This is a genomic window from Peribacillus sp. NPDC096379 (genome assembly GCF_044762875.1).
GTDB lineage: Bacteria > Bacillota > Bacilli > Bacillales > DSM-1321 > Peribacillus.
The window spans coordinates 125,090-151,443 of the sequence record NZ_JBIWFD010000002.1 but is presented as its reverse complement, the minus strand read 5'-3'; the positions used below and the strand labels follow the sequence as shown (position 1 = coordinate 151,443).

General features: G+C 37.1%; 22 protein-coding genes, 2 other RNA genes, 1 pseudogene and 1 riboswitch. Of the genes and pseudogenes, 13 read left to right on the top strand and 12 right to left on the bottom strand.

From position 1 onward, the window contains the following. Positions 1-391: 391 nt before the first annotated feature. Together ACIQZI_RS09785 and ACIQZI_RS09780 are read left to right on the top strand one after the other, a co-directional pair. The gene (locus tag ACIQZI_RS09785) at positions 392-2,125 is read left to right on the top strand and encodes an ABC transporter ATP-binding protein (RefSeq protein WP_403072506.1); all 1,734 of its coding nucleotides are present in this window, start codon (positions 392-394) and stop codon (positions 2,123-2,125) included. A gap of 254 nt (positions 2,126-2,379) precedes the next feature. Continuing rightward, positions 2,380-2,871, top strand: a complete 492-nt coding sequence (locus ACIQZI_RS09780; protein ID WP_062182438.1) for a GNAT family N-acetyltransferase — start codon at positions 2,380-2,382, stop codon at positions 2,869-2,871. 110 nt (positions 2,872-2,981) lie between these two features. On the opposite strand, the gene ACIQZI_RS09775 is transcribed toward ACIQZI_RS09780, so the two are convergent. Together ACIQZI_RS09775 and fumC are read right to left on the bottom strand one after the other, a co-directional pair. Further along, positions 2,982-3,224 (bottom strand): hypothetical protein, encoded by a 243-nt coding sequence (locus ACIQZI_RS09775; RefSeq protein ID WP_062182440.1) that lies wholly within the window; start codon positions 3,222-3,224, stop codon positions 2,982-2,984. A 189-nt stretch (positions 3,225-3,413) separates the two neighbouring features. After that, on the bottom strand, positions 3,414-4,796 hold the full coding sequence (fumC, locus tag ACIQZI_RS09770) for a class II fumarate hydratase (protein ID WP_403072501.1): 1,383 nt from the start codon (positions 4,794-4,796) through the stop codon (positions 3,414-3,416). 234 nt (positions 4,797-5,030) lie between these two features. Here fumC and ACIQZI_RS09765 point away from each other — a divergent pair. Further along, positions 5,031-6,053: pseudogene (locus ACIQZI_RS09765) on the top strand (IS1595 family transposase). 138 nt (positions 6,054-6,191) lie between these two features. On the opposite strand, the gene ACIQZI_RS09760 reads toward ACIQZI_RS09765, so the two are convergent. After that, complete coding sequence (locus tag ACIQZI_RS09760) at positions 6,192-6,893, bottom strand: class I SAM-dependent methyltransferase (protein WP_062182446.1); 702 nt, start codon at positions 6,891-6,893, stop codon at positions 6,192-6,194. A 202-nt stretch (positions 6,894-7,095) separates the two neighbouring features. Between ACIQZI_RS09760 and ACIQZI_RS09755 the strand changes: the two genes are divergently transcribed. Both ACIQZI_RS09755 and ACIQZI_RS09750 read left to right on the top strand, forming a co-directional pair. Beyond that, positions 7,096-7,473, top strand: coding sequence for a DUF3888 domain-containing protein (locus tag ACIQZI_RS09755; protein WP_403072497.1), 378 nt, complete (start codon positions 7,096-7,098; stop codon positions 7,471-7,473). A gap of 287 nt (positions 7,474-7,760) precedes the next feature. After that, complete coding sequence (locus ACIQZI_RS09750) at positions 7,761-8,213, top strand: hypothetical protein (RefSeq protein ID WP_403072494.1); 453 nt, start codon at positions 7,761-7,763, stop codon at positions 8,211-8,213. A 261-nt stretch (positions 8,214-8,474) separates the two neighbouring features. Here ACIQZI_RS09750 and ACIQZI_RS09745 read toward each other — a convergent pair whose 3' ends face one another. After that, positions 8,475-8,909, bottom strand: coding sequence for a MarR family winged helix-turn-helix transcriptional regulator (locus tag ACIQZI_RS09745; protein WP_062182452.1), 435 nt, complete (start codon positions 8,907-8,909; stop codon positions 8,475-8,477). Between the two features lie 130 nt (positions 8,910-9,039). Between ACIQZI_RS09745 and ACIQZI_RS09740 the strand changes: the two genes are divergently transcribed. Continuing rightward, on the top strand, positions 9,040-9,516 hold the full coding sequence (locus ACIQZI_RS09740; protein ID WP_403072489.1) for a GNAT family N-acetyltransferase: 477 nt from the start codon (positions 9,040-9,042) through the stop codon (positions 9,514-9,516). 637 nt (positions 9,517-10,153) lie between these two features. Here ACIQZI_RS09740 and ACIQZI_RS09735 read toward each other — a convergent pair. Together ACIQZI_RS09735 and ACIQZI_RS09730 are read right to left on the bottom strand one after the other, a co-directional pair. Beyond that, entirely contained in the window at positions 10,154-11,263 is a 1,110-nt protein-coding gene (locus ACIQZI_RS09735; RefSeq protein ID WP_403072486.1) for a lactonase family protein, read from the bottom strand. 257 nt (positions 11,264-11,520) lie between these two features. Then, positions 11,521-12,714 carry a YhgE/Pip domain-containing protein gene (locus tag ACIQZI_RS09730; RefSeq protein WP_403072483.1) on the bottom strand — a complete coding sequence of 398 codons (1,194 nt, stop codon included), beginning with the start codon at positions 12,712-12,714 and terminating at the stop codon, positions 11,521-11,523. Positions 12,715-12,883: 169 nt separating this feature from the next. On the opposite strand from ACIQZI_RS09730, the gene ACIQZI_RS09725 reads away from it, so the two are divergent. The 4 genes from ACIQZI_RS09725 to ffs all read left to right on the top strand — a co-directional run bounded on the left by ACIQZI_RS09725 (position 12,884) and on the right by ffs (position 14,712). Next, positions 12,884-13,501: a TetR/AcrR family transcriptional regulator gene (locus ACIQZI_RS09725; RefSeq protein ID WP_403072480.1), complete on the top strand. Its 618-nt coding sequence runs from the start codon at positions 12,884-12,886 to the stop codon at positions 13,499-13,501. A 247-nt stretch (positions 13,502-13,748) separates the two neighbouring features. After that, positions 13,749-13,862, top strand: coding sequence for an HIT family protein (locus ACIQZI_RS09720; protein WP_403073968.1), 114 nt, complete (start codon positions 13,749-13,751; stop codon positions 13,860-13,862). A 133-nt stretch (positions 13,863-13,995) separates the two neighbouring features. After that, an RNA gene (rnpB, locus tag ACIQZI_RS09715) (RNase P RNA component class B) lies at positions 13,996-14,383 on the top strand. Positions 14,384-14,447: 64 nt separating this feature from the next. Beyond that, an RNA gene (ffs, locus tag ACIQZI_RS09710) (signal recognition particle sRNA large type) lies at positions 14,448-14,712 on the top strand. A 296-nt stretch (positions 14,713-15,008) separates the two neighbouring features. Here ffs and ACIQZI_RS09705 read toward each other — a convergent pair. Further along, positions 15,009-15,224, bottom strand: a complete 216-nt coding sequence (locus ACIQZI_RS09705; RefSeq protein ID WP_403072477.1) for a hypothetical protein — start codon at positions 15,222-15,224, stop codon at positions 15,009-15,011. 451 nt (positions 15,225-15,675) lie between these two features. Beyond that, on the bottom strand, positions 15,676-16,185 hold the full coding sequence (locus tag ACIQZI_RS09700; protein ID WP_403072474.1) for a hypothetical protein: 510 nt from the start codon (positions 16,183-16,185) through the stop codon (positions 15,676-15,678). A gap of 773 nt (positions 16,186-16,958) precedes the next feature. Between ACIQZI_RS09700 and ACIQZI_RS09695 the strand changes: the two genes are divergently transcribed. Next, positions 16,959-17,915 (top strand): patatin-like phospholipase family protein, encoded by a 957-nt coding sequence (locus ACIQZI_RS09695; protein ID WP_403072471.1) that lies wholly within the window; start codon positions 16,959-16,961, stop codon positions 17,913-17,915. A 768-nt stretch (positions 17,916-18,683) separates the two neighbouring features. Here ACIQZI_RS09695 and ACIQZI_RS09690 read toward each other — a convergent pair. Beyond that, a complete protein-coding gene (locus tag ACIQZI_RS09690; protein ID WP_403072468.1) occupies positions 18,684-19,142 on the bottom strand; it encodes a hypothetical protein in 459 nt (152 codons plus the stop codon). 228 nt (positions 19,143-19,370) lie between these two features. Beyond that, positions 19,371-19,482: riboswitch (SAM riboswitch) on the top strand. 207 nt (positions 19,483-19,689) lie between these two features. Here ACIQZI_RS09690 and ACIQZI_RS09685 point away from each other — a divergent pair. Both ACIQZI_RS09685 and metC read left to right on the top strand, forming a co-directional pair. Further along, entirely contained in the window at positions 19,690-20,802 is a 1,113-nt protein-coding gene (locus ACIQZI_RS09685; RefSeq protein WP_403073966.1) for a methionine biosynthesis PLP-dependent protein, read from the top strand. Beyond that, a complete protein-coding gene (gene metC / locus ACIQZI_RS09680; RefSeq protein WP_403072465.1) occupies positions 20,799-21,971 on the top strand; it encodes a cystathionine beta-lyase in 1,173 nt (390 codons plus the stop codon). The genes ACIQZI_RS09685 and metC overlap by 4 nt, the downstream gene beginning before the upstream one ends. 123 nt (positions 21,972-22,094) lie before the next feature. On the opposite strand, the gene ACIQZI_RS09675 is transcribed toward metC, so the two are convergent. Genes ACIQZI_RS09675 through ACIQZI_RS09665 form a run of 3 tightly spaced genes read right to left on the bottom strand, consistent with a single transcriptional unit; the run spans position 22,095 to position 26,137 of the window. After that, on the bottom strand, positions 22,095-23,948 hold the full coding sequence (locus ACIQZI_RS09675) for an LTA synthase family protein (protein WP_403072462.1): 1,854 nt from the start codon (positions 23,946-23,948) through the stop codon (positions 22,095-22,097). A 6-nt stretch (positions 23,949-23,954) separates the two neighbouring features. After that, a complete protein-coding gene (locus ACIQZI_RS09670; RefSeq protein ID WP_403072459.1) occupies positions 23,955-25,547 on the bottom strand; it encodes an aminotransferase class V-fold PLP-dependent enzyme in 1,593 nt (530 codons plus the stop codon). A gap of 5 nt (positions 25,548-25,552) precedes the next feature. Further along, on the bottom strand, positions 25,553-26,137 hold the full coding sequence (locus ACIQZI_RS09665) for a glycerol-3-phosphate acyltransferase (RefSeq protein ID WP_403072456.1): 585 nt from the start codon (positions 26,135-26,137) through the stop codon (positions 25,553-25,555). Between the last annotated feature and the right edge of the window lie 217 nt (positions 26,138-26,354).

The window sequence follows — 26,354 nt, the reverse complement described above, 5'->3', positions numbered from 1 at the left end:
ACGGTTCAAAGGAACACATAGTGAAACTATTATCAGTGAAGGTTTTCCTCATCTCCCACCTATGTTTCCAATGCCTCCTACAAATTTATTTTGTACCACGAAGGTTAGTAGCCATTTCCGGCTCTGGTCTAACGATTGTACTCTAATTTCTTGATGAATCAACGGCTAGATTGCATCCATAAGAGACATAAGGATTAATAAATGTCATAAAGCCACTACAAGATTTGAGCAATACTCTTTTGGTTACCTAAGCGCAATGCTTGAAGGAAGACTCGAGGCTAACATATTATTGACATGAGACCTCATGCTGATCATAATGGAAGAACTGCAGTTGAAAACCCTCCACTCTCCACCGACAATAGATAGATCGCAATGATAGGAGTTCTAGACAATGAAAAATCAAAAAAGTGGCTTAAAGCCATTTATTTCCCTAATTTTATCAACGAATATCCCGAAAGTCGCACTTATTATTGGTTTAACAGCAAGCCTTCTAACAACTATTGCAGGCCTTGTCGTGCCATTACTGACAAAAAATTTAGTAGATGGGTTTTCGGTCGCATCATTAAGTGTTCCACTCATAATCGGCATTGGGGCAGCTTTTATTATCCAAGCGATCATAAGCGGAATCTCCATTTATTTATTAAGCCTAGTCGGCCATAAAATTGTCGCAAGGCTTCGTGATCGCATGTGGCTAAAACTGATTCGATTGCCAGTAACTTATTTTGATAAACAATCAAGTGGGGAAACAGTGAGTCGAGTCGTTAATGATACAAGTGTTGTGCGAGATTTAATTTCGAATCACTTCCCTCAATTTATTACAGGTATTATTTCGATTATTGGTGCCATTGTCATCTTACTTGTCATGGATTGGAAAATGACACTTCTGATGTTAATTTCTGTACCAATAACATTAGTCATCATGATTCCACTCGGTCGAAAAATGGCAAAAATCTCACGTGGTTTACAAGATGAAACAGCCACTTTCACAGGACAAATTCAACAAACACTTAGTGAAATTCGTTTAATGAAATCCTCAACCGCTGAACAAAATGAAGAAACAAATGGGTTAACAGGCATTGAGAAATTACTTGGTTACGGATTAAAGGAAGCACGTATTTTTGCTTTAATCGGTCCAATTATGTACCTCGTCATTATGGTTGTCATTGTAATGATTATTGGGTATGGCGGTATGCGGGTAGCAAATGGATCGATGTCAACTGGTTCACTTATCGCCTTTTTACTTTATTTATTCCAAATTATTATGCCGATCACATCCTTTGCGATGTTCTTTACACAATTACAAAAAGCAAAAGGTGCGACAGAGCGAATTATCGAGATTTTGGAATTACCATTAGAATCTGGCCAAGATGGCATAGAAATGGATATTACAAACGAGCCAATTCAAGTTTCAAACGTGTCCTTTGCTTATAGTGAGGGTGAACCTGTTCTAGAAAATATTTCACTTGAAGCTCAACCTGGCGAAATGATCGCTTTTGCTGGACCAAGCGGAAGCGGTAAAACAACGATGTTTGGCTTACTTGAACGATTTTACGAACCGACTACAGGAGAAATACGAATCGGCAACACGCCAATAAATCAATTATCACTTGATTCATGGCGCAGTCAAATTGGTTATGTATCACAAGAAAGTGCTATGATGGCTGGGACAATTCGCGAAAATTTATGTTATGGTTTGAACGATTCAACACAAATATCTGATGAACGTCTATGGGAAGTCGCTAAAATGGCATACGCCGACCAGTTTATTGAAGATTTCCCGAAAGGATTGGACACGGAAGTTGGTGAGCGTGGTGTGAAACTATCTGGTGGGCAAAGACAACGGATCGCTATCGCCCGTGCTTTTTTACGAGACCCTAAAATTCTCATGATGGATGAAGCAACAGCAAGCTTAGATAGCCAATCAGAAAGTGTTGTCCAACAAGCATTAACACGATTAATGGAAGGACGTACTACATTCGTCATCGCTCATCGATTATCCACAATCGTCGATGCTGATAAAATCATATTCATCGAAAGAGGACAAGTAACAGGCATTGGTACCCATCAGGATTTAACTCTATCACATGACTTATATCGTGAATTCGCCGAGCAACAGTTGGCATAGATAGGAAAATAATAAAGTTTCTGTTAAAATAAAATGATTAAAACAAGGGCATTACTCTAACAGTAGTAATGTCCTTTTGTTTTACCATTTCTTTTGATTACATAATAAAACCTAAAATCTTCGCACCTCAAAAAAAAGATAGTATGCTTGATTTCTTTATGTTGAAGCATAAAGAAATGTAAAGTCTCTCATTGAATCTTTAGCTGGTACGATGACCCATTTGGAGAATAATAGTTTGAAAGGAGTCGTTAGTCGTGATTAGACCCATTGAAGTTCGTGATGCAGAAGGTTTTATCGAATTAAGTAAAAGAATTGATGACTCTCATTTTATGTTATTTGAACCTGGTGAAAGAAAAACGACTCGTGAACAACAGATAAAATCCATTGAAAGAATTTTATCTGAAAAGAAATCAATCATCTTTGTTGTCGAACGGGAAAATAAACTCGTAGGTTTTATCGCAGCATTTGGCGGAAATGTAAAAAGAAATCAACATTCTGCTTATCTCGTATTAGGTGTCCTTGAAGAATTTCAAGGGCAAGGTATCGCCTCTAAATTATTCAATCGAGTATTCGAGTGGGCAAGAGAAAATGAACTATCAAGATTAGGATTAACTGTTATAAAAGACAATAGTAAAGCATTTAATTTATATCGAAAAATGGGCTTTATCTTGGAAGGTGAGAAGGTTCATTCGCTGATTATTAACGGAGAACCCGTTAATGAATATTATTTATATAAGTTGTTGTGATTAACACAGCCTTTGCTATAAAACGCAAGCAAGATAAAGGATCAGCGGAATGAACAGCTATTGACGAATCGACTCTCTCATACCGAAAGCTCGATTCGTTTTTTTGTTTCTCATTCCTTAACTAAGATAACCTCATCGTGATTACAGTTCAGACACTTCATTAAATGTGGACACTGACCTTTTTTTAATGAATCTGGAAAGCCGTCGTTTTGCTTTAAGGTATCAATATCCATATATGCACTATACTCATCATCATAGTCCATGGCTTTTCCCATATCCTTCATTTCGGATTCACATTCTGTGCATGCAACATGAATTTTTCGAAGTCCATTACAAAGCGGACATAATGTCATATTCATTTCCTCCTATTTTCATCACGGGATCAAAACCAAGGGGTCAAACCACGAAACTCCTATATGCAGAAAAACAAGTGATAGTACACTTGATACGGCGTAAAGGGTAAGTGGCCAGCCCCCTCTTAACACAACTTGAACTTGGGTATTTTCTTTTTTTATTACCTTATCTACTGCACATCTACTTACTTAGTTATTCACCATATTCTGCGGATTTACCCACTCTTCGAATTGTTCTTCGTTTAGGCAGCCTAGTTTAAGGGCGGTTTCTTTTAATGTTGAGTTGTTTTTAAATGCCGTTTTTGCAATTTCCGCTGCTTTTTCGTAGCCGATATGCGGATTAAGTGCTGTTACAAGCATTAATGAACGTTCAACATTTTCTTTAATTTTGTCTAAGTTTGCTGTAATTCCTACTGCACAGTTGTCATTGAACGAGTGAATTCCGTCAGACAATAGTTTGACAGATTGCAGGAAGTTATAAATAATAACAGGTTTGAATACGTTCAATTCAAAGTTTCCTTGGCTCGCCGCAATTGAGATTGCTGTATCATTACCGATTACTTGAACCGCAATCATCGTTAATGCTTCACTTTGGGTTGGGTTCACTTTACCAGGCATGATTGAGCTTCCTGGCTCATTTTCAGGAATAGCAATTTCGGCGATCCCACTTCTTGGGCCACTTGCTAACCATCTTACATCATTGGCAATTTTCATTAAATCTGCTGCTAGGGCTTTGATTGCACCATGTGCATAAGCAATTTCGTCGTGACTTGTTAAGGCATGAAATTTATTATCCGATGTAACAAAATCAAATCCAGTATCCTCGGCCATTTGTTTTGCAGATAAAGCAGCAAATTCTGGCTTAGAATTAATTCCGGTTCCAACTGCTGTTCCACCAAGAGCAAGGTTTAGGATATGCTTGCTACTTTCCTCAACCATATTTAGTGATTTATCAAGCATCGCTCTCCAGCCGCTGATTTCTTGACCTAGTGTGATTGGCGTAGCATCTTGTAAATGCGTACGGCCAATCTTCACGATGTCTGCAAATTCCTTTTCTTTCGCTGCAAATGTATCACGAAGTACTTTGATTGCGGGAACCAATTTGCTTGCCACTTCAACATATGCCGCTATATGCATCGCAGTTGGGAATGTATCATTCGAGCTTTGCCCTTTGTTCACATCATCATTTGGATGAAGTAATTCGTCACTGCCAACTTCCTTCAACCACTCATTTCCTTTGTTTGCGATGACTTCGTTTACGTTCATATTACTTTGTGTACCGCTACCCGTTTGCCAGACAACTAGCGGGAAATGCTTGTCCAATGTGCCTTCTAGAATTTCACCACAGATTTTTACAATGGCATTTTTCTTCGTTTCAGATAAATCACCAAGATCAAAATTCACTTTAGCAGCCGCTTGTTTTACATAAGCAAATGCATGAATCAATTCAATCGGCATTTTTTCATTCCCTATTTTGAAGTTGTTACGACTTCTTTCCGTTTGCGCACCCCAATATTTGTCATATGGAACCTTTACTTCCCCCATTGTATCTTTCTCGATTCTATATTCCATTTCTTCTCCTCCTCTTTTGTATAACACTAATGCAGTCCTACTTAGTAGGAATCCCCTTTGCACTTCTCTTGTTAGCGCTTTAGTTTTTGAAAATTCTACATACAATATTATTGTACAAATGTTTTGCGCTTAAAACAATTAAAATAGGCTATGTTAAAGTCATTGGTTGATTTCAAATAAATCATAATCTTTTGTGGTATCTAGACTGTATAAATTACAAAAGGGGCAATTCAAATGACTTTAACGAACATAATAGCTGATATTTCTTTTTTTAGAGCTAGGGACAAAGAATCCATTTAAGATTATCTAACCTGCCATTTCTCGGTGTCGGCTTCACAACAAAGAGCTTTAATTGGTGAATTGAGAGAGACGAAGTTTTCACATGGATTTCATTGTCGTCATTGTGGAAGTACATCAGTGGTTCGTGATAACAAGTGAGATGGTCGCCAACGTTATAAGTGCAAAGACTGTCATAAATTAAGCAATGACTTGACCAATTCCCCTATGAATCGTTCGAAAAAGGCAGACAAATGGATTCCATTTATTGAGCGTATGTTGAATGGTTTATCACTTCGTAAAACAGCTTTTAAAATTGCTATCACTCACGTAACTGCTTTTTACTGAAGGCACAAAGTGTTGTCTGCTCTCGCCAAAGAAAGTATCGGTATTTTTGAAGGTCTAGTAGAAGTAGATGAAACATACTTCTTAGAAAGCCATAAAGGACGAAGGGTTATTGCGAACCGTAAACCAAGAAAACGTGGCGGTTCTGCTACAAAAAGAGGTATCTCCAATGAACAAGTCTGTGTATTAGTAGCTAGAGACCGAAACAAAACAACCCTTTCCAAGCGAGTCGGTTCAGGTAAAATTCTAGTAGAGCAAATTGATCCAACTCTTACATCGCATTTTAAGAGTGATACGGTGCTTATTTCCAATGCTCACAATTCTTACAAATCTTATACGTCTAATAACGATGTGGAACACGTCATCATAAACGGCAGGAAGAACGAATATGTAAAGAAAGGCATCTACCACCTCAATAATATTAATAATTACCATTCCCGTTTAAAGAAATGGATAAGTCGTTTTAATGGTGTTTCTACGAAGTATTTACAACTTTATTTAGTGTGGTTTCAATTTCTCGTCAATAGGAAAATGGAAAGCGATTTGAGCAAGAAAAAGCAAATGCTTATCTTGGCAAGTGTTCATAGAACTTGGAAAGCCACAGATAAGTTAAGACTGAGTAACTCCGCATTCTAAGTGCCAAGATTTTTCATGTTATTTCATAGGAAATAATATGAAAAACGAGCTGGGAAATGTATCTCCAAGCTCATGTATTTTGCTGTTCTTTTTTTTACTAAAGCACTCTTTAGCTCAATAAAAAAGCTTGAATTTTGTTTATTTTACTCCGCCAAAAACAGCAAGTTCCATCCACTTAAAATAACAATCCGAATGCTTAAAACCCAGTTCTCTAAGCCAATTAACCTGAATATCTACCCTTTCTAGAATATTATCTTCTTTATCAGGGCGGTTGTAATATTCCTTAGCTATTTCTTGTCTGTCTTTTTTATTATGAATTGAAAGATGGTCAATAAAAAGCTCATCATGCAATTTTTCTATTTCAGGGGTGGCAGAAGCTGTATGCTCAATATTTATGAAAATTCCGCCTGGTGCTAAGACTTTGTATATTTCTTGATACAATTCCTTTTTCTTTGTATGAGGAAGATGATGAATGGCATACCCAGAAACAATGCAGTCCACTGTCCCTGCTTCAGCATATTGACCAATGGAATGACTAAAATCATCAAGTATAATCTCACAACGATTCATATAATCTTTCATGTGGACACGTGCATTTTCAATCATTGGTTCGGAATGGTCTAATAACACGGCAGAAGCCTCGGGATAAGATTTAAGCAAAATTTCAGCCAAAAACCCGTTTCCACATCCCAAGTCCATAATTCTTTTCGGTTTACGAGTAAAATGATTGACTACTTGAAGCATAATTTTGGCTTGTTCAGCTCCAAAAGGAATTCCCCCTCGAACCTGTTCAAGATAATGTTGTGTGACATCTTGACGTTGCCAAGTTGTTGTTTCCATTTTTTCTCCCCCTTAATAAAAGTTTAGAAATAGAAAAGCCTATCTTCCTAAGATATCGAATTTGAACTTGGGATATTTCGTCTATTCTATTATTTTTATCCACTTCGATCAACCTATATTTGACTATTTCTCTTTGAACTAAACTGCTCCGTTAGTTGATTAAGATTCTTTGAAAGAGGGACACTAGATTTAGGTGATGCTTATGAAGAGAATCCTAGTTTCAATTTGTATCTCGGTGTTTATACTTTTTCTTGTTTCTGCCTCTGTTCAAGCGACTGAAAAAGAAAACGCCAATGAAATGTTTAAATACGCCTTAATTAGAAGTCTCGGATCCTCAATTGATAAGGCTTTGGCAGAAATCTATAAAGATGCGCCAAAAGGAATTCCTCAATGGGCAGGATGGGATACTAAAATTATAAATATAAAACAATTGCATGGTGTTGGGGGTTCTTATGAAGTAATAGTTAGAGTTCACCCTTATTATGGACCACATATTGGGAATGGGATTGATGAAATTACAATAAGAATTGCTTCTGATGGTCAAAAAGTGACCGATTTTAAACATATTCGAGATGTTTAAAAGGACAAGGGAATTTTCTAACGGGTTCAGTTGAGAGGTTGAAAAATTAAAATGACATACAAATTGGCGTTCAAACTGACAACAGTTTTGGAACGCCTTTTTCATTGGTATATTGAGTTTCATCTAGAATTGGCAGGAAATATTAGATAAGTGTAGCAATAGGAATAAAATTATAGAAAGAAGATATTAGTTTTCAATTTCAAGGTCGCATTGAATGCCAAAATTATAGTCAATTTTATTTGTAACGATATTACTGTTTAATTCGTCTATTTTTATGGGGGATGTAGTTGAGAAAGATAATGAGTCTATTTTTCGTTTTTCTAATTGGTTGTACTTTTCTTATTAGTACAACTTATGCAAGTTGGGCATATGCTTTTGTTGTCTACGATGGTAACATCTACGTTGTTTCAGAAACCCATATAAAACCCAATAAAATCGGTAAGAAAATAGGTAAGGTAACTAAGTATTCTGACCGAGAAGGCACTTATAGTGGAAATTTTTCAAATCAGTTTCCAAAAGAAACTGATTACTATGAAATCAAAGGTGCAACAACAAAAGAAGCAATCGCAATTAAAGAAAGCAAAGAATCGTTTATTAAAGCTAAATATGACGGCAAATATACTGGTAGCGGGGAATATGACCATAAGAAATATATTTTGAATAATTTATTGGTGTATTTTATTGGAGTCGTTTTGTTGTTCGGTATCATCTATTTATTTTACAAAAGAAGAAGCAAATAAATATTTCCACCTTCTAACTGAACCCGCTAGGAATTTTCCTTGTCCTTTTATCACCACCTCTTGTTAAGCTAACCTGCCCGTTACTTCAATAAGAAAAAAGGCTTTACTCTTTATTCAAGTAAAGCACTCGTTAGCTTAAGTGAATTAATTCACACATGGGCATGGTGCGTCAAAAGATAGTTGTTTTGTTCAGTTTGCACTTACACCAGTGCAAACTAATTAAACCTCTCGACCAAAATTAGTCAACAATTTTCCGAACTTTTAAAGTTTATTTTTATCTATTTTTTCTTTTATTTTCAGCATTGAAATACGAATTTCATTAATCTCACTTTCAGTTAGTCCATTAAACAATTGATTGACTTGTTCATCTGACTGAATATTAATTTTATCCAGCAGTTCCTCTCCTTTTTTTGTCAAAAAGAGAAAGTTTTTTCTGTTGTCTGTTGTTGAACTTTTTTTCTCTATTAATTCTTGCCTCTCTAATTTACGTAAAATTCTGCTCATATAGCTTCTATCAATATTAAGTTCTTGAACGAGATTATTCGCAATACACTCAGTTCTCTCGCTAATTTCAAATAGTATTCGTGCTTCGGTTAATGAATAATCTGTATCTAGAATTTGGGTATTAAATAAACCAAGTACCTTTGTATAAAATCGATTAAATTGTCTGATATCATCAATAATTTCTTTATCCATACATTCTCCTTTAGTTGACTTTGTCCACATTTAATATTAATATAACTATATCCTTAAAATGTAGACTTAGTCAACAATTTCCAAAAATCTTTAGCAATCTTTATTAAGACCTAATTGAAGGAGAACGTATATGATTATTCGAGAAATTAAAAAAGAAGACAATGCAAAAGTAAAAGAAATAATACAGGATTCACTAAAATCACTTGGCTTAGCGATTCCTGGAACAGCTTATTTTGACCCGCAACTTAACGACCTTTACCATTATTATACTAATTTAAAACATGCGAACTATTGGGTAGTAGAAATGGAGGGCGAAGTTGTTGGCGGAATTGGTATAGCACCGTTTAACGAACATGAAAAAATTTGTGAATTACAAAAGCTATACTTAACTCCCCAAACACAAGGTTTAGGATTTGGAAAGAAGCTAATGGAAACAGCTCTGTCATTTGCCTCTAAACATTATACAAAGTGCTACTTAGAAACACAGCATGAATTAAAAGCTGCATGTAAATTATATGAAAAATTTGGATTTACACTTTTACATGAACCACTATCAGGTTCTGATCATTCAGCTATGGATGCGTGGTATTTAACAGGTTTGAATTAACCATAAGAAGTCCATTAAATCAATTATAATTAGAAATTAATATATAGAAAAAAGCCGATTTCCAAATGTGGAGCTCGGCTTTTTTCTAACTTTGTGAAGGATTGTACTTAAACTAAACTGCCCCGTTAGCCATCCATTCAGCACAAAATCAGTGTTGCACCACAGAGAATGAAAATTGGTTTCTAGGTCGATAATGTTTTAATGGCTAGCGAAGAAAGTCGTTGAACTATGCTGCCTTTGAGCCCATCCGTTAGTCTGACTCCGACGACCACAGTGTACCACCGACTGTTGCACCCTTTATGGGTAGCACTCATGGGAGATTAATCCTTTTTGGGTCGTCGCGCTAGCCTCTACTTAATTTGCTATAATTAGAGGTTTTTGTTTAACGATTTACCAAACCCAATCAGATCACTTATAAGACTCAGCCTTTTTTTAAAAGTAATTTTCTGGGTCTATTTTTGTATGCTCGTTTTTGATTTTAAGAATATTTTAATTTTCATGGGAGTTTAAGTACATTTCTTCACAATCTTGCTTGCAATTATGTTGTCTCATAACAAAAGCCACCAATATGTCGGCAGCCTTGTTTTTAGAAACTCCTGTAGATTCTTTTCCTCCCAGTATGGTGAACCTAATAGCATCAAAGAACAGCTAAACCTTGCGACCCAAAGTAAGGAAAGTTAGTCCAGGCAGCAACCTGTAATCTTACTAGACTACCATCATCTTGGATATTAAATACTGACACTGTACCCTGATTTCCGTTAAGTGTGTAAAAATGTCGTCCATCTTTACTGACTCCAACATCCATTGGAAGACCTGGTGCTGTACCCGGCGGTGTACTCGTAATATGCCCTACCACTGATAATGCTCCATTGTGATCGATTCGGTAGGTGGAGATGGTTCCGCTTAAAGTGTTGGTAGTGTATGCAAAACGTTCATCCCTCGTTGTTACAACCCAACAGGCAGTCTGATATCCGTTTTGTACAGAGCCGCTGATCACAAAAAGTTTACCATCGTTGCTCAATGAATAAGATGACAAGGCATTTGAAACTGCTTCTGTAACTAAGAGGATCCCAGAAGATAGAAAATAAGCGCCCAATGGTCCTTGGCCGTAAGAATCATTAACAATCGGTCCTATAACCGTACCATTTTTATTTACATGGAATACACTGAGATGGTTTGATGTAAGCTCGGAGACAACGATTTTACTGCCATCTGGAGTAAAGAGAACCTGCGCCGGCTGAGCATTTAAAGTACTAAGAGAATGAGTGGATCCTGGAATAGCAGTAAGGCGTCCGTTATCATCTATGTGAAAACCAGTGATATTTGACGCAAAATTATTTTCGGCATGACCTACATTGGAGACATAGAGAAGATTACCAAACACATCTACGCTATTGGGCTGAGCACCTCCTGATGGCTTTACATCAACAAGAACAGGCCTTCCACTATCGGTTATGATGAAACTACTGACACTATGGCTGCCTGCGTTAACTGCAAGTAGAAAACGTCCATCACTAGACAAAGTTAGGGCGCTTTGTGAAGCTAAAGGGTCGACGCCATCGTTTGTTGTTGCAGTGGAAACTTCCTTTGTACCAGTACCTCTACCATTAGTTGGGGAGGAACCCGCAAAGGTGAGCATACCATTCATGTCCATGTAAAAGGCAATGATTTGATTCATTACTTCATTATTGGTCATCATGTACACCATGCTCGTACGTGCACGAAAATAATTGTTCATTATCTGCATTTTATGTCTCTCCTCCTTCCATAATTTTATATGGTTCTTTTGTCGTTTACATTCCGAAAATGGAATTAAACTGGTTTACAAAAAGAGGTGGACTATCATCCACTTACCCCACTATCCTGCCCCGTTAGTTGCATAATAAAAAGAGGCTGATCACAGCTCCTTTTATTAAAGTAATGCACCCGATAGTTTAAGTGCGTTTGTTCACAAACATTTTCTAAAACAAGCCGTTTTCCCATAAGGAAACGGCTTGTTTATTGTTATATCTCTAATTTTTCGGTTTGTGTTTTCTCTTTTAGTGAATTAAGTTTCAAAGCAGAAGCTAGTATGATTACCATACTTACTACTCCAATCCATACAAGGGTAGATAAAGGTGAACTCCAAGTTAGTCCCTTTCCGAAGAAGAACAATTCACGCAAACCTTCTATCATAAAACGCATTGGCAACCAAGAATAAATCCAATCTCGATAAAATGGGGAGATCATTTCTGGAGCCATCGCAAGCAATGGTGCACCAAAGAATAACATCAAGGCAAAAACAGCGATACTTCTAATTCCTAACAACGAAAGTACAGCTAAAATCATTAGGAAAAAGCTAAAGGATGTAATCGTTAGAAATAAAGCTGTATCCGTAAATTGTGGAATATTTAATCCTACCATTCCATCTGCTAACCACGTTAATCCAAATCCGACAACAAGTGAAACAATTGCCCCCATTAGAATTTGTACTACCTTTGTAGCAAGGTTCTCTTTTCGATTAGCAATTGGTAATTTGCTAACAGCAATAAAGATAATAGCTGCACTAGCTAAGCTTGCAATCCATAGTGGCTGGAATAAGGAAATAGGAGAATTGCCGTTTGCACTATTAGTACCAATTTCATTCACATTAGTAACTGTTTTTGTAATAGGAGTTGCTAAGCTTGCAGCTTGTTTTGCTGTTAGGGTTGCACCTTGTTTTTCAAAACCATCAAGGAGCTGTTTACGGACATTGTTGTTCATATTGTCAACTATCCCATTCAATACCTGTCCTGCCATTGTTGAAGCTGCTGTATTCATTCCCTGATTGATATATATTTGAACTTCAGGAGAAGAAGGTGCTGGTGTCCTTAATGATGCATGTTTAGCACTAAAATCTTTCGGAATGACCAATGTTGCATAATATTTTTGGTTATCCATTCCTTTTTGTGCATTTTCTGCTGTTTTTACTTTAACCCATTTCACAGCAGGGCCTTCATCTTTTGTTGCTTTTGAATTTTTTTGCATCATTTCAACAATCGTTTGACCCATATTCATTTTTGGCTGATTAGGAATTTCCACTCCTTCATCCTCATTTGCGATTGCAATCGGCAGATTTTTCGGTTGTGGCTGGACCGATGGAAATAATGTAAGTGAGAAAATAAAAATAACTGCCAATGCAATGATTGGTGAAACTAATAACAGTTTGTTTTTGAACATATATTTATTCCTCCCTGTTTATTTGTTATAATAATAAACAACCTGTTGTTTATTATATTTCTAATTCTATAATTTAATCATTTTCTGTTCAATAATCAAAAATGTCAGATGTGTTGGTTACGGAACACTTTTTATAAATGTGTTGGATAAAAGTTAGGGAGGAAGTACCTTGCGTGAAAGTAATACGGATTTACGGGTCATTCGGACAAAAGAATCCATCCGAGATGCACTAGTAGAATTAATCGATGAAAAAGGTTTCGAGGCAATTACAGTTAAAGACATAACAACCAGAGCGAGGATTAATCGAGGAACATTTTATGCACACTATCAAGACAAATTCGATTTAATAACTAAATGTGAAGACGAAATTATGCTTGAGATGTACAGAATTGCAAAACAGAACATCCCAGGAGTTATTGCCGTACTTGAAACCAATTCACCGACTTTAACACCATTTCCCTTTGTAGTTTCAATTTTTGAATATCTAAATGAAAATAGTGGTTTTATGAAAGCAGTGTTAGGCCCAAAAGGAGATTTATCATTTCAAACAAGGCTGAAAGATTTCGTTTGGAAAATAATGGTTGGAGATAACCCAGATGCACTTTTTAAGAAGGAGAATTTACTTGTTCCAGGACAATATTTAGCTTCCTATGTTGCATCTGCACATATAGGAGTAATTCAACAATGGTTGGATAGTGGCAGGAAAGAATCTCCTCAAGAAATGGCACGAATTCTATCGACTATTACAGTTAATGGTCCCTTCTTTGCTGCTGGGTTAAAAAAATAAATTAGTAAAAGGATCTTCGGTTTGGAAGATCCTTTTAGCTGCTTGTTCAATTAAAGCCCCGATTGTGGAAGATCTTCTATAAGTTTCTTATTAAAGTAAAGCACCCGTTAGTACAATAAGCACAGCTTCACAAATATGTATAAATATCATTCCGAAAAGACATGTGGAACAGTATTTTGATTTAAGTGCTCAAGAATTTGAGGGTAAAAAGATCAAAAATGAACAACATTAGCCGGATAGTTATAATATCGGCATCAATTGTGGTGAATCCGAAGGGCAGACCATTTTCCATGTACATGTCCATCTCATTCCTAGATATAAAGGAGATATGGAAAAACCGCCGGTGTTCGGTTATTCCTGAGAAGCGGATATATTGATCATTTCCTGTCAAACTAATAGAGAAACATATTCCAACATTAGAAACCATTAACTAGTGATTTTCTCTTTTCTTGTATGGTACACTATGAATGTAGCTGATGAACAACAAAATATGAAATGGTGAGTAGTCGCAGCTCTTGTTAGAAGAGTTGAGGAAAGTCCAGGCTCGCCCGGTGCTGAGATGCCCGGAGTGTTCGTGCCATCTGCAAAGGTGGGCAACAAGAATTTATTACTTGTCTGACGGCGGAGAAATCATGCTAAGTCCAACGTGATAGGCTGAGAGTATTCTGAAAGTGCCACAGTGACGGAGTTCGTCTGGAAACGGACGAAATGGAACGAGGTAAACCCCACGAGCGAGCAACCCGAAATTAGGTAGGGGCACCATCCTGCGGGAAATGAACCAAAAGGATGGATCGGTCAAAGATCGATAGTTAGATGACTACACCTGTCGTGCGAGATTGGCATTCGTTTATAGCACGCAGGAACAGAACCTGGCTTACAGCCATTTCATGAGCCGAATTCAGCCATGAATGATCAAATCACATAAGGTATGTTTGAATTATACATACCGTACTAGACGGGGAGTTGGCGGTGCCCTGTAATCCGCAATCCGCCACAGCGGAGTTGAATGCCTGCTTGAGGTTTGAACATGTAAGGTTTGCCTTGTAAAAGTGGTGATGAGAATGGGGTCCTGTGCAATGGAAACCTATGAACCTGGTCAGAGCCGGAAGGAAGCAGCCATAAGTAGATTCACCCATGTGCCGCAGGGTTGCCTCATTTGAGCTTACGTTTACAAGTAACGCTTGGTTGTTCCTATCAATGGCAGGGTACGGTGTTACATAAATGATGATAGAAAGTGTCCTAGGGTAGGACACTTTTATTTGTGATAGGATTCATTATTTTAGCTTTAAAATAAAATTTGACCATTTTCTGCTTGTGTTGCTCCACAATTGCGCCCGTTAGTTGAAGATAAGTACTTTCAAATACTTTACTCATTTCTACCGGATTTTATCGATAGATAAAGCAAGTTTGTAATTTGCAAACATAAGAAGTTCCTCTAAAAGGACTCCCAATTAGGAAGTCCACTGCATACCATAACCCTTCGGTTAAAGGATGACTTTACTTAATTCTAATCTCCTGTTTTGGAGCCATGATTGTCGTCATCAACGGGACCTTTCCCCGCCTTGTTGTCCAGCGCTCCGCCAGAAACAGCACCTGCAACTGCAACTGAACCAAATGGATCAAGAGCAGAAGCCATGGTATCCCCAGTAAAAGCACCTACACCAGTTCCTACTGCCTTGCCAGTATCGTTATCGTCACGTTTGCGTTTGTTGATATCAGCCATCTATTTCACTCCCTCGTTTTTTATAGGGAAGTGCTATTGTTTTAGCAGCACTGTCCCGTAACATATTTTGTCCAATAGGGACAAATTTACGAGGAGGGATTAATAAGCATTTGTAAATTTTTTTACCACACAGTGTTATTCCACAATCTGGCCCTTTAGTTGAACAAGGCCTTAAAGTATCACATGAATACTCTATACATTTTTAGTATGGTTTATACATGATTTTATACATTGTTGATGAATCAATATTTTCGGCTTCTGAAGAAGCATGGTAGCCGCATAAAAAAGAGGTGTTTTATGCAAATTCTTCTTTCACTAAAGCACCCCTTTAGTTTAAGTACGTTTTTTCACAAACTTCTTTTTTGAATGGCTATGTTAAACAATATTGTTGTTATTATAATCATAAAAAAGGACCAAATTAGGTCCTTTTTGTGTTTGCTTGTTAAATTGGTCAATTTCTCGTTCTTAAAATATCCGATAAGCCATTGTCATTCACGTATTGAAATCCCTCGATTTTTCCTTCTTCTTTTGAAGAGAAGATGACTTCACCTTCTACATTTGTAGTTTTTTCTTCATCCTCATTTTTCTGATAACCGACCTTTGCTATGAAGGTATAACGATATGAAATATTCTCGCTTTGCTCAATCGTGATATTCTTAAGACTTAACTTATAGCCATTATAGTAAGCATAAGTTGGGTATTGAGTACCACCAAATGCAGCTATGAAGGAATCAAGCCCAGATTCTGTAAAGTAAGGTCCGTATACCTCTGCTTCATACTTATCTAACTCTTGGTTCTCTTCTTTATTATTCACAACAGTTCTATATTTAGGATTCCATAATAGCTCCATAAACTCCTCATCTGGACCAGTAAATTGATGCTCAAGAACTTTTTTAATTGCTGTCTTTTGCTGATCTTCCTCTTCTTTTTGAGAGCAAGCAGCTATTAAGAACCCTGACATTATCAACATTAAACATATAAAAAAGGATTTTACTTTGTTATTATTTTTTGGCATAACTCCACTCCCTTTTTAAATGTAATACGTTTGAAATGCTTTAAAGTTTCAACGAATAGGCATTTTTCAGACTATTCCCATTTCTCGTTTAAAATCCTTTATTTAATATTATTGTTGTACAACTAACCTGCCTCGTTACTTCAATAAGAAAAAGGCTTTACTCTTTATTCAAGTAAAGCTACCCTTTAGTTGAAGTGTAATTCTTCACAATCTTGTTGTTAGAAAAAGCCACCTCCATCTTGAAGGGCCACACGATATTTAATAATAATAATAATCAATAACCTTTTGTGCACAAGGTTGCAAAATAACCTGTTTGAGAACGGAATAGGCAGCTGTCGTCCTCGTTGGAAATCGGGATTGTCACCCCCGCTAAAATCTTGCATGCTAGGAAGCCGTACTCTACCGCTATGTTTTTTTAATTTTCTTTCAAGCTTTTTTTAGTTGTACTTTCTGATTTTCTCATAACCCATTACAAACAAAGTACGTGCATAATAAATTCCCGTTTGGCTTGCCCGTACTGCTACTCAAACGTAGTCTCATCTATCCTCGTCGTAGTATTCTTTTATATACTTGATGGAGTCTTTCCTTGGATGTTTACCTACATAATCCGGCGGCTCCTGAAGGATTTCAGGTAAAAGTGGTATTCATACCCATACAAGACATGAAATAAACATATACTGAATGATACTTGTGATCAGATTAGAAAGGAGAAATCAACTTTGACAAAATATCGGATCATGTCCTTTGATGGAGGCGGTACCTTAGGTGCTTTAAGTTTACAACTTTTGAACAGACTGGCTCAGCAAAATCCAAAATTAATTAGTCGAACCAATGTTTTTTCGGGAAATTCAATCGGTTCATTCACTGCCCTTGCGTTAGCAAGTGGAAGATCGCCGAAGGAGACATTCCAGTTTTTTAAGGATAAAATCCTGCCGGCATTCAGCGTTTCCCGACCAGGCGGACCTGTTTTTAACCAACAATTACCATACTCTAGTTTCATTAAAGCAGTTCAAACATTTTTTCCACCAGATCTTCTCCTCAAAAACTTAAAAAGACGAATTGTTGTCCCTGCATTTCATTTATTCTCACCGGAGCTGAATCGTTGGACTCCTGTGTTATTCCACAACTTTCCTGACTCTCCCTATTTTAATGAGAAAGCGAGTGATGTAATACTACGGAGCAGTGGGGCTCCCGCGACGCAAAGAGCCTATCAGAACTATGTGGATGGGTATACAGTAGCAACTAACCCCAGTACAGCCAGTATCGCGTTTGCAGTGGGGAAAGCCAAACAGCCGCTGGATCAAATTGCGGTATTATCCATTGGAACAGGTGAAGAGCCGACTCAATTAAGAAGAGATACAGAGGGGTGGGGGATGGTTAGTGCAGATAACATACGCCCCGAAAATATGAAGAACCTTCCCCCAAATTGGGGAGTTCTTTTGGACCGATCGCCCAATGAACCTTTACTGCCATTTCTTCAGATTGTCGCTAGTGGATCCGGTTACTATGAATCCATGGTCAGTTCTCAGCTTCTAGGAAATCGTTTTTTTCGGTTAAATCCACGGATCCCTAATTTCTCCAAAACGGACCCTTCTGTGGTCCCCGCTCTCATTTCAATTGCTAACAAAACAAATTTACAACCTGCAGTTCAATTTATAGAGAAAAACTGGAATTAATATAACTTCCATAAATCTGATTATTTTTTTGCAAGCATTTGGATTTTTTATAAAAAACAGCCAAACTGGCTGTTTTTATTTATTCATTCAGTTCTTCTTCAACTAACCTGCCCCGTTAGTTTAAGTACATTTTTTCACAATCTTAATTGTTATTTTAACATAAATATCCAAAAAATCTTTAAGAAAAACTAAAGGGGTAATGTGATTTTAATCAAACTTTTTTACAAATTATCAATCTTTAATATAAATCATCAAATTTTATTACAAAGCAACAGTATAGTGTATGTAGCATTTTAATAAAGCTTAATTAAAATAAAATCACAAACCCTGATTTATCAACAAACACAAAAAACTCCATTTTGAATAAAGATTGATCAAAATGGAGTTAATCTTTCTAACCAAGTATAAGATTTTTATAAAAAGGTTTGGTCATGTTCTACCTGTGTTGCTCAACAATCACGCCCAATTGTGGAGGAACATAACATAAGTACATGTTTTGTTAGACTAACGCCCCCCTTTAGCTTAATAAGAATTAAACAACTTTCTTATTTTTTAAAGGACTTTATTGTCAATTAGCAGTAAGGATGACTTAAAGTTTCTAACCCCATCTTTTCTAGGTTTTAGGTTTAAGATCCTTCCTTTTTAGAAATTTAGACATCTGTGGACTTTTGCTGAGTGAAGAAAAATATGAAAATGATAATGGGGAGCGCTATTAAAAATGTATTGTTTCTAGAAGTTTTTACTGTAGGTATATCTGTTAATGACATTTTACTCATTCCCTTTTATATTAGTTAATAATTCTGGTGGAACGATATAATGCTGCGTTACTATTTTATTAAAAAAGTTATAATCTTCAATTGGCAGTGCCGGAAGAACTTCAGGATAACCGAAAATAGGACCTGAAACATTAATTGAAAAATCACCAGACGACACAAATGTGCCAGTCACATGTATTACATCGTTGATTAATAATATAGCTATAATGATGTCCAGTATATCGATAAAAAGGTTTCCTTCTTGCGAGTGGTCCTTCCCTTCTAAACGATGCCCTCCAAAAAGAGGACCACCTAACGAAAGACTAAATCTGCCTGGTCTTACAAACACGCCAATGATTGTAATTTGCCCGGTTAATAATAGGATTGCTGAAGTAATTTCGATACTACGTTGAAAGGAGTGGATTACTTTTTTATTTGTATCAAATTCACAGGCCTTATTCAATATCCTCACTCCCTATGTAGGCATTATATTCAGATAAACTAACAAACGTCACTTAATTGATTTTTTATATTGTTTATTACTGAACGTATTGATTCTTCAATTTCTTTATATCAAGTAACATATTTAATACATTAATTACAAATTAATTCCATTTTTAGTGGTGTAAATAATAATATGCTTTTAATTGACAATAAAGAGAAAGTATAGTAAATTCTTAATTAACTTAATAATCAATTTTTCTTATCAAGAGAGGTCGAGGGACTGGCCCTGTGACGCCTCAGCAACCAGCAATCGTAAAATATTGCCAAGGTGCTAATTCCATCAAGCTATTTGGCTTGGTAGATAAGAAGAGACTGCATACTTATGCGATTCTAAAGTCTTCTTCTTATAGAAGACTTTTTTCTATGGAAAAGGGGCAGAGCTTCGCAAAATCAGCTACGCACCGCCACCTTCATAAGGTGATACAATTTTTAGAACCTGAACTTTTTTCATCGCCTGAACTTTAGAACAGACGCTCATTGATGTTTTTATATTCTAAAAAAGGGAGCCGTGAACGATAATGAAAATTGATACACAACTAGCTCAATTAGGGAATCGAAGTGAAACTGCAACTGGTGCAGTAAGTCCTCCTGTATATTTCTCAACTGCTTATCGCCATGATGGAATTGGTCAATCAACTGGATATGATTATTCTCGGTCAGGGAACCCAACTCGTCAGCTACTTGAACAAGCGATAGCTAAACTTGAAGGTGGCGATCAAGGTTTTGCTTGTAGCTCTGGAATGGCTGCCATTTTCACAGTCCTTTCCCTTTTCCAATCTGGAGATGAATGGATTGTCAGCCGTGATTTATACGGCGGTACTTACCGTTTGCTCGAGAAAGATTTTAAAAAATGGGGGTTAACATGTACATATGTTGACACAAGTAATGTAAATGAGATTGAAAACAGTATTACCCCTCAAACAAAAGCGATTTTTCTAGAAACACCTACAAACCCGCTTATGCAGGAAACGGATATTGATGCGGTGTCAGCCATAGCCAAACAATACGGAGTCCTATTAATCGTCGATAATACGTTCTATACGCCTCTTCTTCAAAAACCGATTGCAAGCGGTGCCGATATTGTAATTCATAGTGCGACGAAGTATTTAGGCGGACATAATGATGTGCTTGCTGGACTCATTATATCTAAAGGGAAAGATCTGTCTGAAGCTCTAGCACATCACCATAATAGTGCAGGTGCGGTACTAAGTCCATTCGATTCATGGTTGTTAATGCGTGGAATGAAGACACTTGCTTTACGAATGGAAAGACATCAAGAAAACGCACGGAAACTTGCAGATTATCTTTCTAGCCATGAATCCATTACAGATGTTCTCTATCCGGGAAAAGGAGGAATGCTTTCTTTCCGAGTAAGCGATGAACAATATGTGAATTCATTTTTACAAAGCTTAAACCTTGTCTCATTTGCTGAAAGTCTTGGCGGGACCGAAAGCTTTATTACCTACCCTGCCACACAAACACATGGGGACATCCCGGAAGAAATAAGAATCGCAAACGGTATTTGTAATCGGCTGCTCCGATTCTCTGTAGGAATTGAAGCAGCGGAAGATATCATCCAAGACCTAGAACAAGCATTTGCTAAAATAAAAGAGGAGGTATCAGCATGACAGCAGATCATTTCAGCTTTGAAACATTACTTCTACATAATAACTATAAATATGATGCAACAAACGGGGCAGTAAGCGTGCCGATTCAACATGCTTCCACTTTCCATCAATTTGATTGTGACCAGTTTGGGAAATATGATTATAGCAGAAGCGCGAATCCAACTCGCGAAGCGTTGGAAGAGATTATTGCTGGACTTGAAGAAGGTACAAATGGATTTGCCTTCGCATCAGGAATGGCGGCAATTTCTACTGCCTTCATGCTCCTGTCAGCGGGTGATCATGTGATTGTATCTGAAGACGTATATGGTGGAACATTTCGGATGGTCACACAAGTACTTTCCCGCTTCAATATTGAACATAGCTTTGTTGATATGACGGACTTAGAAAGTGTGAAGTCAGCCATTCAACCTAATACGAAAGCCATTTATATAGAAACACCTTCTAACCCTCTTTTGAAGGTGTCAGATATTCATGGGATCTGTTGTATTGCGAAAGAAATTGGTGCGTTAACATATGTTGATAATACATTTTTAACACCAGCACTACAAAAGCCACTAACATTGGGAGCAGATATTGTCCTTCATAGCGCGACTAAATTCCTATCCGGACATAGCGATGTCGTGGCCGGTCTTGCCGTCGTACGTGATCCAGAATTAGCAGAAAAACTTGGATTTCTGCAAAATTCATTCGGAGCCGTTCTCGGTGTTCAGGATGCATGGCTTGTGATGCGCGGCCTGAAAACATTGCATGTCCGAATGGAGCATTCTGTACAATCTGCTCAAAAAATCGCTGCATTCTTGGAATCACATCCACTTGTAAAAAAAGTTCATTATCCAGGACTTAACAGCCATCCACAATTTGCTTTGCAACAGCAACAAGCGAAGTCAGCTGGCGCAGTATTTTCTTTTGAATTAGAAAATGAAGATGTTCTACGCTCCTTTGTTTCTAATGTTACTCTACCAGTTTTTGCTGTAAGCCTTGGTGCTGTTGAAACGATTTTATCTTATCCAGCGAAGATGTCACATGCAGCAATGTCTGATGAAGAACGTGAAAAACGTGGCATTACAAAAAGCCTGCTTCGTCTATCAGCAGGCCTTGAAAACCCAGATGATTTGATTAAAGATTTCACGAATGCCTTGGAAAAAAGTAAACTAGTTCTTACTGTTTAATATGATTAAAACGCAAGGGTTCTGACTCCCACAGCTACTATAGATTGTTTATTTCACGTATAAATGACACAATAAACGGTGTATAGAGTGTGGAGTCAGAACCTTTTTCAAACAACCTCATTTTTAATCTTTTATTCCCTTAAATCGCAATAAGTCTCCAAATATTATCTCATCTGACAATCCTAATTCATCATGAACAGTTTTTTGATATGGTTCACAGGCAGTATTATCTAACTGTTCTCCCGATGATTTATTATAGCAAACCCCATCTTGGAAAATATACGTATCATTCACGAAACCACCATCTCTGAAAATCACGGGATGGCTTGCTTTCCTTGTGAATAAGTTGTGACCGAACGATATGGTGTCTTCTGCTTTCATGCCCAATAAATGTAAAAGTGTTGGCCGGATGTCGATTTCTCCGCCTGGAACAGAAATAGTCTCCCCGCCCTCACCAGGGATATGGATAATCACTGGTACTTGGCGGTAATGAATATGATTAATTGGCGAATACGCATCACCTAGCATTTGACTTAATGCCGCTTCATATTTTTTTGAAATTCCGTAATGATCTCCATACAACACAAAGATTGTGTCTTCATACATCCCATTATCTTTAAGCGTTTGAAACAATCGCTTGATTGCTTCATCCTGATAACGAACTGTTGTCACATACCGATTTACGACACCTTCGTCGGTATCCCCCATCGCGATCAGTTGGTCATTTTCATCCAGCAAAAATGGAAAGTGATTCGTCAATGTAATTAATTTTGCAAGATATGGTTCAGGCATTGTTTTCATGAGCTCCACAGATTGTTCAAAAAAAGGAATATCTTTAATACCATAATTCACCGAATTCTCATCGGTTACCTGGTAATCTTGTTTGGAGAAGAAACGATCGTAGCCAAGGTTTTCATACATCTTTTCTCGATTCCAAAAGGACGGGTCATTGCCATGAAAGGAGGCGGAATAGTACTGACCATTCTCTTTCAATAGATGTTGTAGGCTAGTAAACGTATTCCCAGGTCGTCTGACGAAAACAGATCCTCCAGACAGCGGGTATAAACTTGTATCAATCATAAACTCAGAATCGGATGTTTTTCCTTGAGCAGTCTGGTCATAAATTTGATTGAAATAAAAGCTTTCTTTTATTAAGTCATTCAAAAATGGTGTAATTTCTCGATCATTCACTTTTTGATTGATTACAAAGTTTTGTGTGGATTCCATACTGATTAACACAATATTCTTTCCTTTTGCCAGTCCAAAGAAATCCGTTGTATCTTCCTGTTTACTCGCCATATATTCTTCGATTTTCGCAGTATCAACGTGTGTAGCCACTGCACGATCAATAGTAGGACGAAGCCCCATTACAATGTCATAAAGATGATAATTATAAGGACCGATGCTTTTAACCATCTGCTCTCTATTATACGAGGCAGAAAAAAGATAAGGAGACTGGCTCCACCCAAGACCTGCTAGTAAAAAAAGTAATAATGTACTAAAGCCGATAAACCGTTTTTTGAAACGGACACTTATCTCTTTGGATTGAACAATGGCTTTTTTTGAAAGCCAGGCAATGATTATTATATCTACAAATAAGAGTAAATCCCATGCCTTCATCAACTCAAACGTACTTGGTCCAATTCCCCCGACATTTTTAAATTGAAACAAAATAGAAACGGTCACATAATCAATATAAAAACGGTAATACAGTAAATCTCCATAAAGCAATCCTGTTACTAGTATCATAATCGCCAAAAGCCATTTAATATGAAGCCTTTTTGTAAAGTACATGCTGAGTCCGATTAATAAAAACAATGAACCGATTGGATTGACAACAAGAAGCAGCGCATCAAACCATGTGTGGATGGTAATATCAAAACCAATAAATGAAACGATAACGGTCTTCAACCACATACATGCACATGCAAGGAAAAACAGCAACTTCGGTGTAACACGTATTCCCTTCTGCGTCATATCCCATCACACCTTACTAGCAAAGGCTGTTTTTGCTTGCGTCAAAGCAAGAAACAAAGTACGAATTGATTCGTCACTATGATGACCCATTAACGAAATTTGGATCCAGTTTCGCTTTAATAAATAGTTACTTTCATAGCTTGTAAGGATGTTTTTACTTTTCAAATAATCACCTAGCATTTTGGAAGAATGATAGAATGGCAAACAAATGGTAATAATGCCTGGTGAATAGGCTTCGTCTCCTAAATAATTATAGCCATTTTCCTCCAAGAATTTTCTAATGAATGCCGCTTTTGTTTCGATTATGCTGCTATCTACTTTTTGCAATGCAACGTGCAACGCTTTTAATAAATTAGAAGAATGGGTAAAAGGAACACCTTCATACTCTTGATACATGCCAATATCTAAATACCTTGGCACGTTAGCATTCGGACGTAGCTTTTCCCGGTGAAAAACTATAACCAGACCAGGGTATGATCCTAATGCCTTTCCACTGACTGTCGTCGCCATTAGTACATTTTTGAAGGATACCGGGACAACACCAACCGAGCTGCATGCGTCGACACATAATTCAACACCAAACTTAAGACAAAGCTCTTCGATTTTTTCCAAATCAAATAAATAGCCGGTTGAAGTTTCACAATGCACCGTCCAGATCCATTTAATGTTCGGGTTTTCTCTTAAGAAATGTTCGATCTCTGAAACCGAAATGGGCGTATTCCATTCTTTTTCAATCGTAAAAAATGACAAATTAAAGCGTGAGGCATGGTCAATCAGCCGATAGCCAAATTCACCATTTGCCAAAATCAAACCATCGCCTTCAATCTGAGATAGCTGAGCAGAAACGATATCATTGCCTAATGTACCAGTCCCAACAACAACTTGTGCATACTTGGCTTCTGTCATGTTACAAAGAGTTTTCCGTATCTTGTCCACTCCCTTTATAAATACACCCGAGCGATGTGAGAGTGCAGGCAGAGCAAAAGTCTTTACTACTTCAGGATGAAGCTGTACCGGTCCTGGAAGGAACGAAACTTTGCTAGATTCATTGGATTTTCTAGCTATTAGCCGCTTGAACACCTTTGTGGAGTTTTCAAATTGCTCTTTTGTCAAATACATTGGCTGAAACTTGGCTTGTTCTGTTCCAACCATCTCCCCGAACGCTTGAAAACCCATTCTTTTGTATAAAGGGATTTGCTGCTCTACACCTGATATGAGCGCCATATTGTATTTTTTCTCCAAACAATAGTTGACTAGCACTTCAACTAATTTATAAAAAACGGGACTTTTTCTGAATTCATCTTTTACAGTAAGAAGTCTTATTTCACAAGGGTTCGCATCACTTGGTAAATAGTCGTCCAAATTCGTTAGTTTTTGATCCAATGAAAAGGGACGGTTGGATCTAACGGCGATCATTCCAACGACCTCATGATTTTTCTTAGCAATCATGTATGTATTTTGTTTATCAAAACGATCAATCAATCGCTGCTGTTCGTTTTGGTTATGTTGAGGAATTTCTTCCACAAATGTTTGATAATTAAGTTTATAAATTTGCTCGAACTCATTTTGCTCTGAAGCGATTTTATAAACAAATTCCACTATGTTCACTCTCCTATATCTTCTAAGTTTTCTTTCTTCCTGCTGTTCGGTATATGAGCGAATAGCACAATAATCAACATACACAGCAAGCCTATTGAATAAGTCCATGAATGTCTAGTTATCCAAGTAGTAATCGGAATTGTCAGCATTGATATCATACCGGGAATGGTAAATCTACGTAACAATAAATAACCGATTCCCATGACAATTCCTGTCACCACAATAGCAACTGGGACAAGATAAAGGGTAACGGCTAAAAAAACCACGACTCCTTTACCACCACGAAATTGAAGCTGAATTGGCCAAATATGTCCGATTAATAAACCGAAAGCACATAATAGCATGACCATTTCACTTACTTCTGTTAAGGTACTAACAATGAGCAACGCCATAAACACCTTGGCAGCATCAATGACAACCGTAAAAAGAAACCCTTTTTTCCCTAAATGCCGTCCTGCATTTCTTGCCCCAGCATTCCCACTTCCGAGTTCGCGGATATCTTTTCCCATCTTCCATTTACTAAGATAATAAGCACCATTTATGCAGCCAAAAGCATAAGAAAGTACGATTAATATCATCGATTGAATCATTAAACTACTCCATTCACTGCATTCAATTAGATTATTTTTCTATCAGGCCTTTTTATTTCCATTTTATATGAAAATACTACACAAATAAAGGAAATACAATGGATTCTTTTAAAGAAGTGTTTACATGCTATATATGTTGTCATATAAAAGATATGACAAAAGAACTTTCTTGTTTTTACGCATATTTTTGAGTTCGATTTATTAAATAAGGGGATTA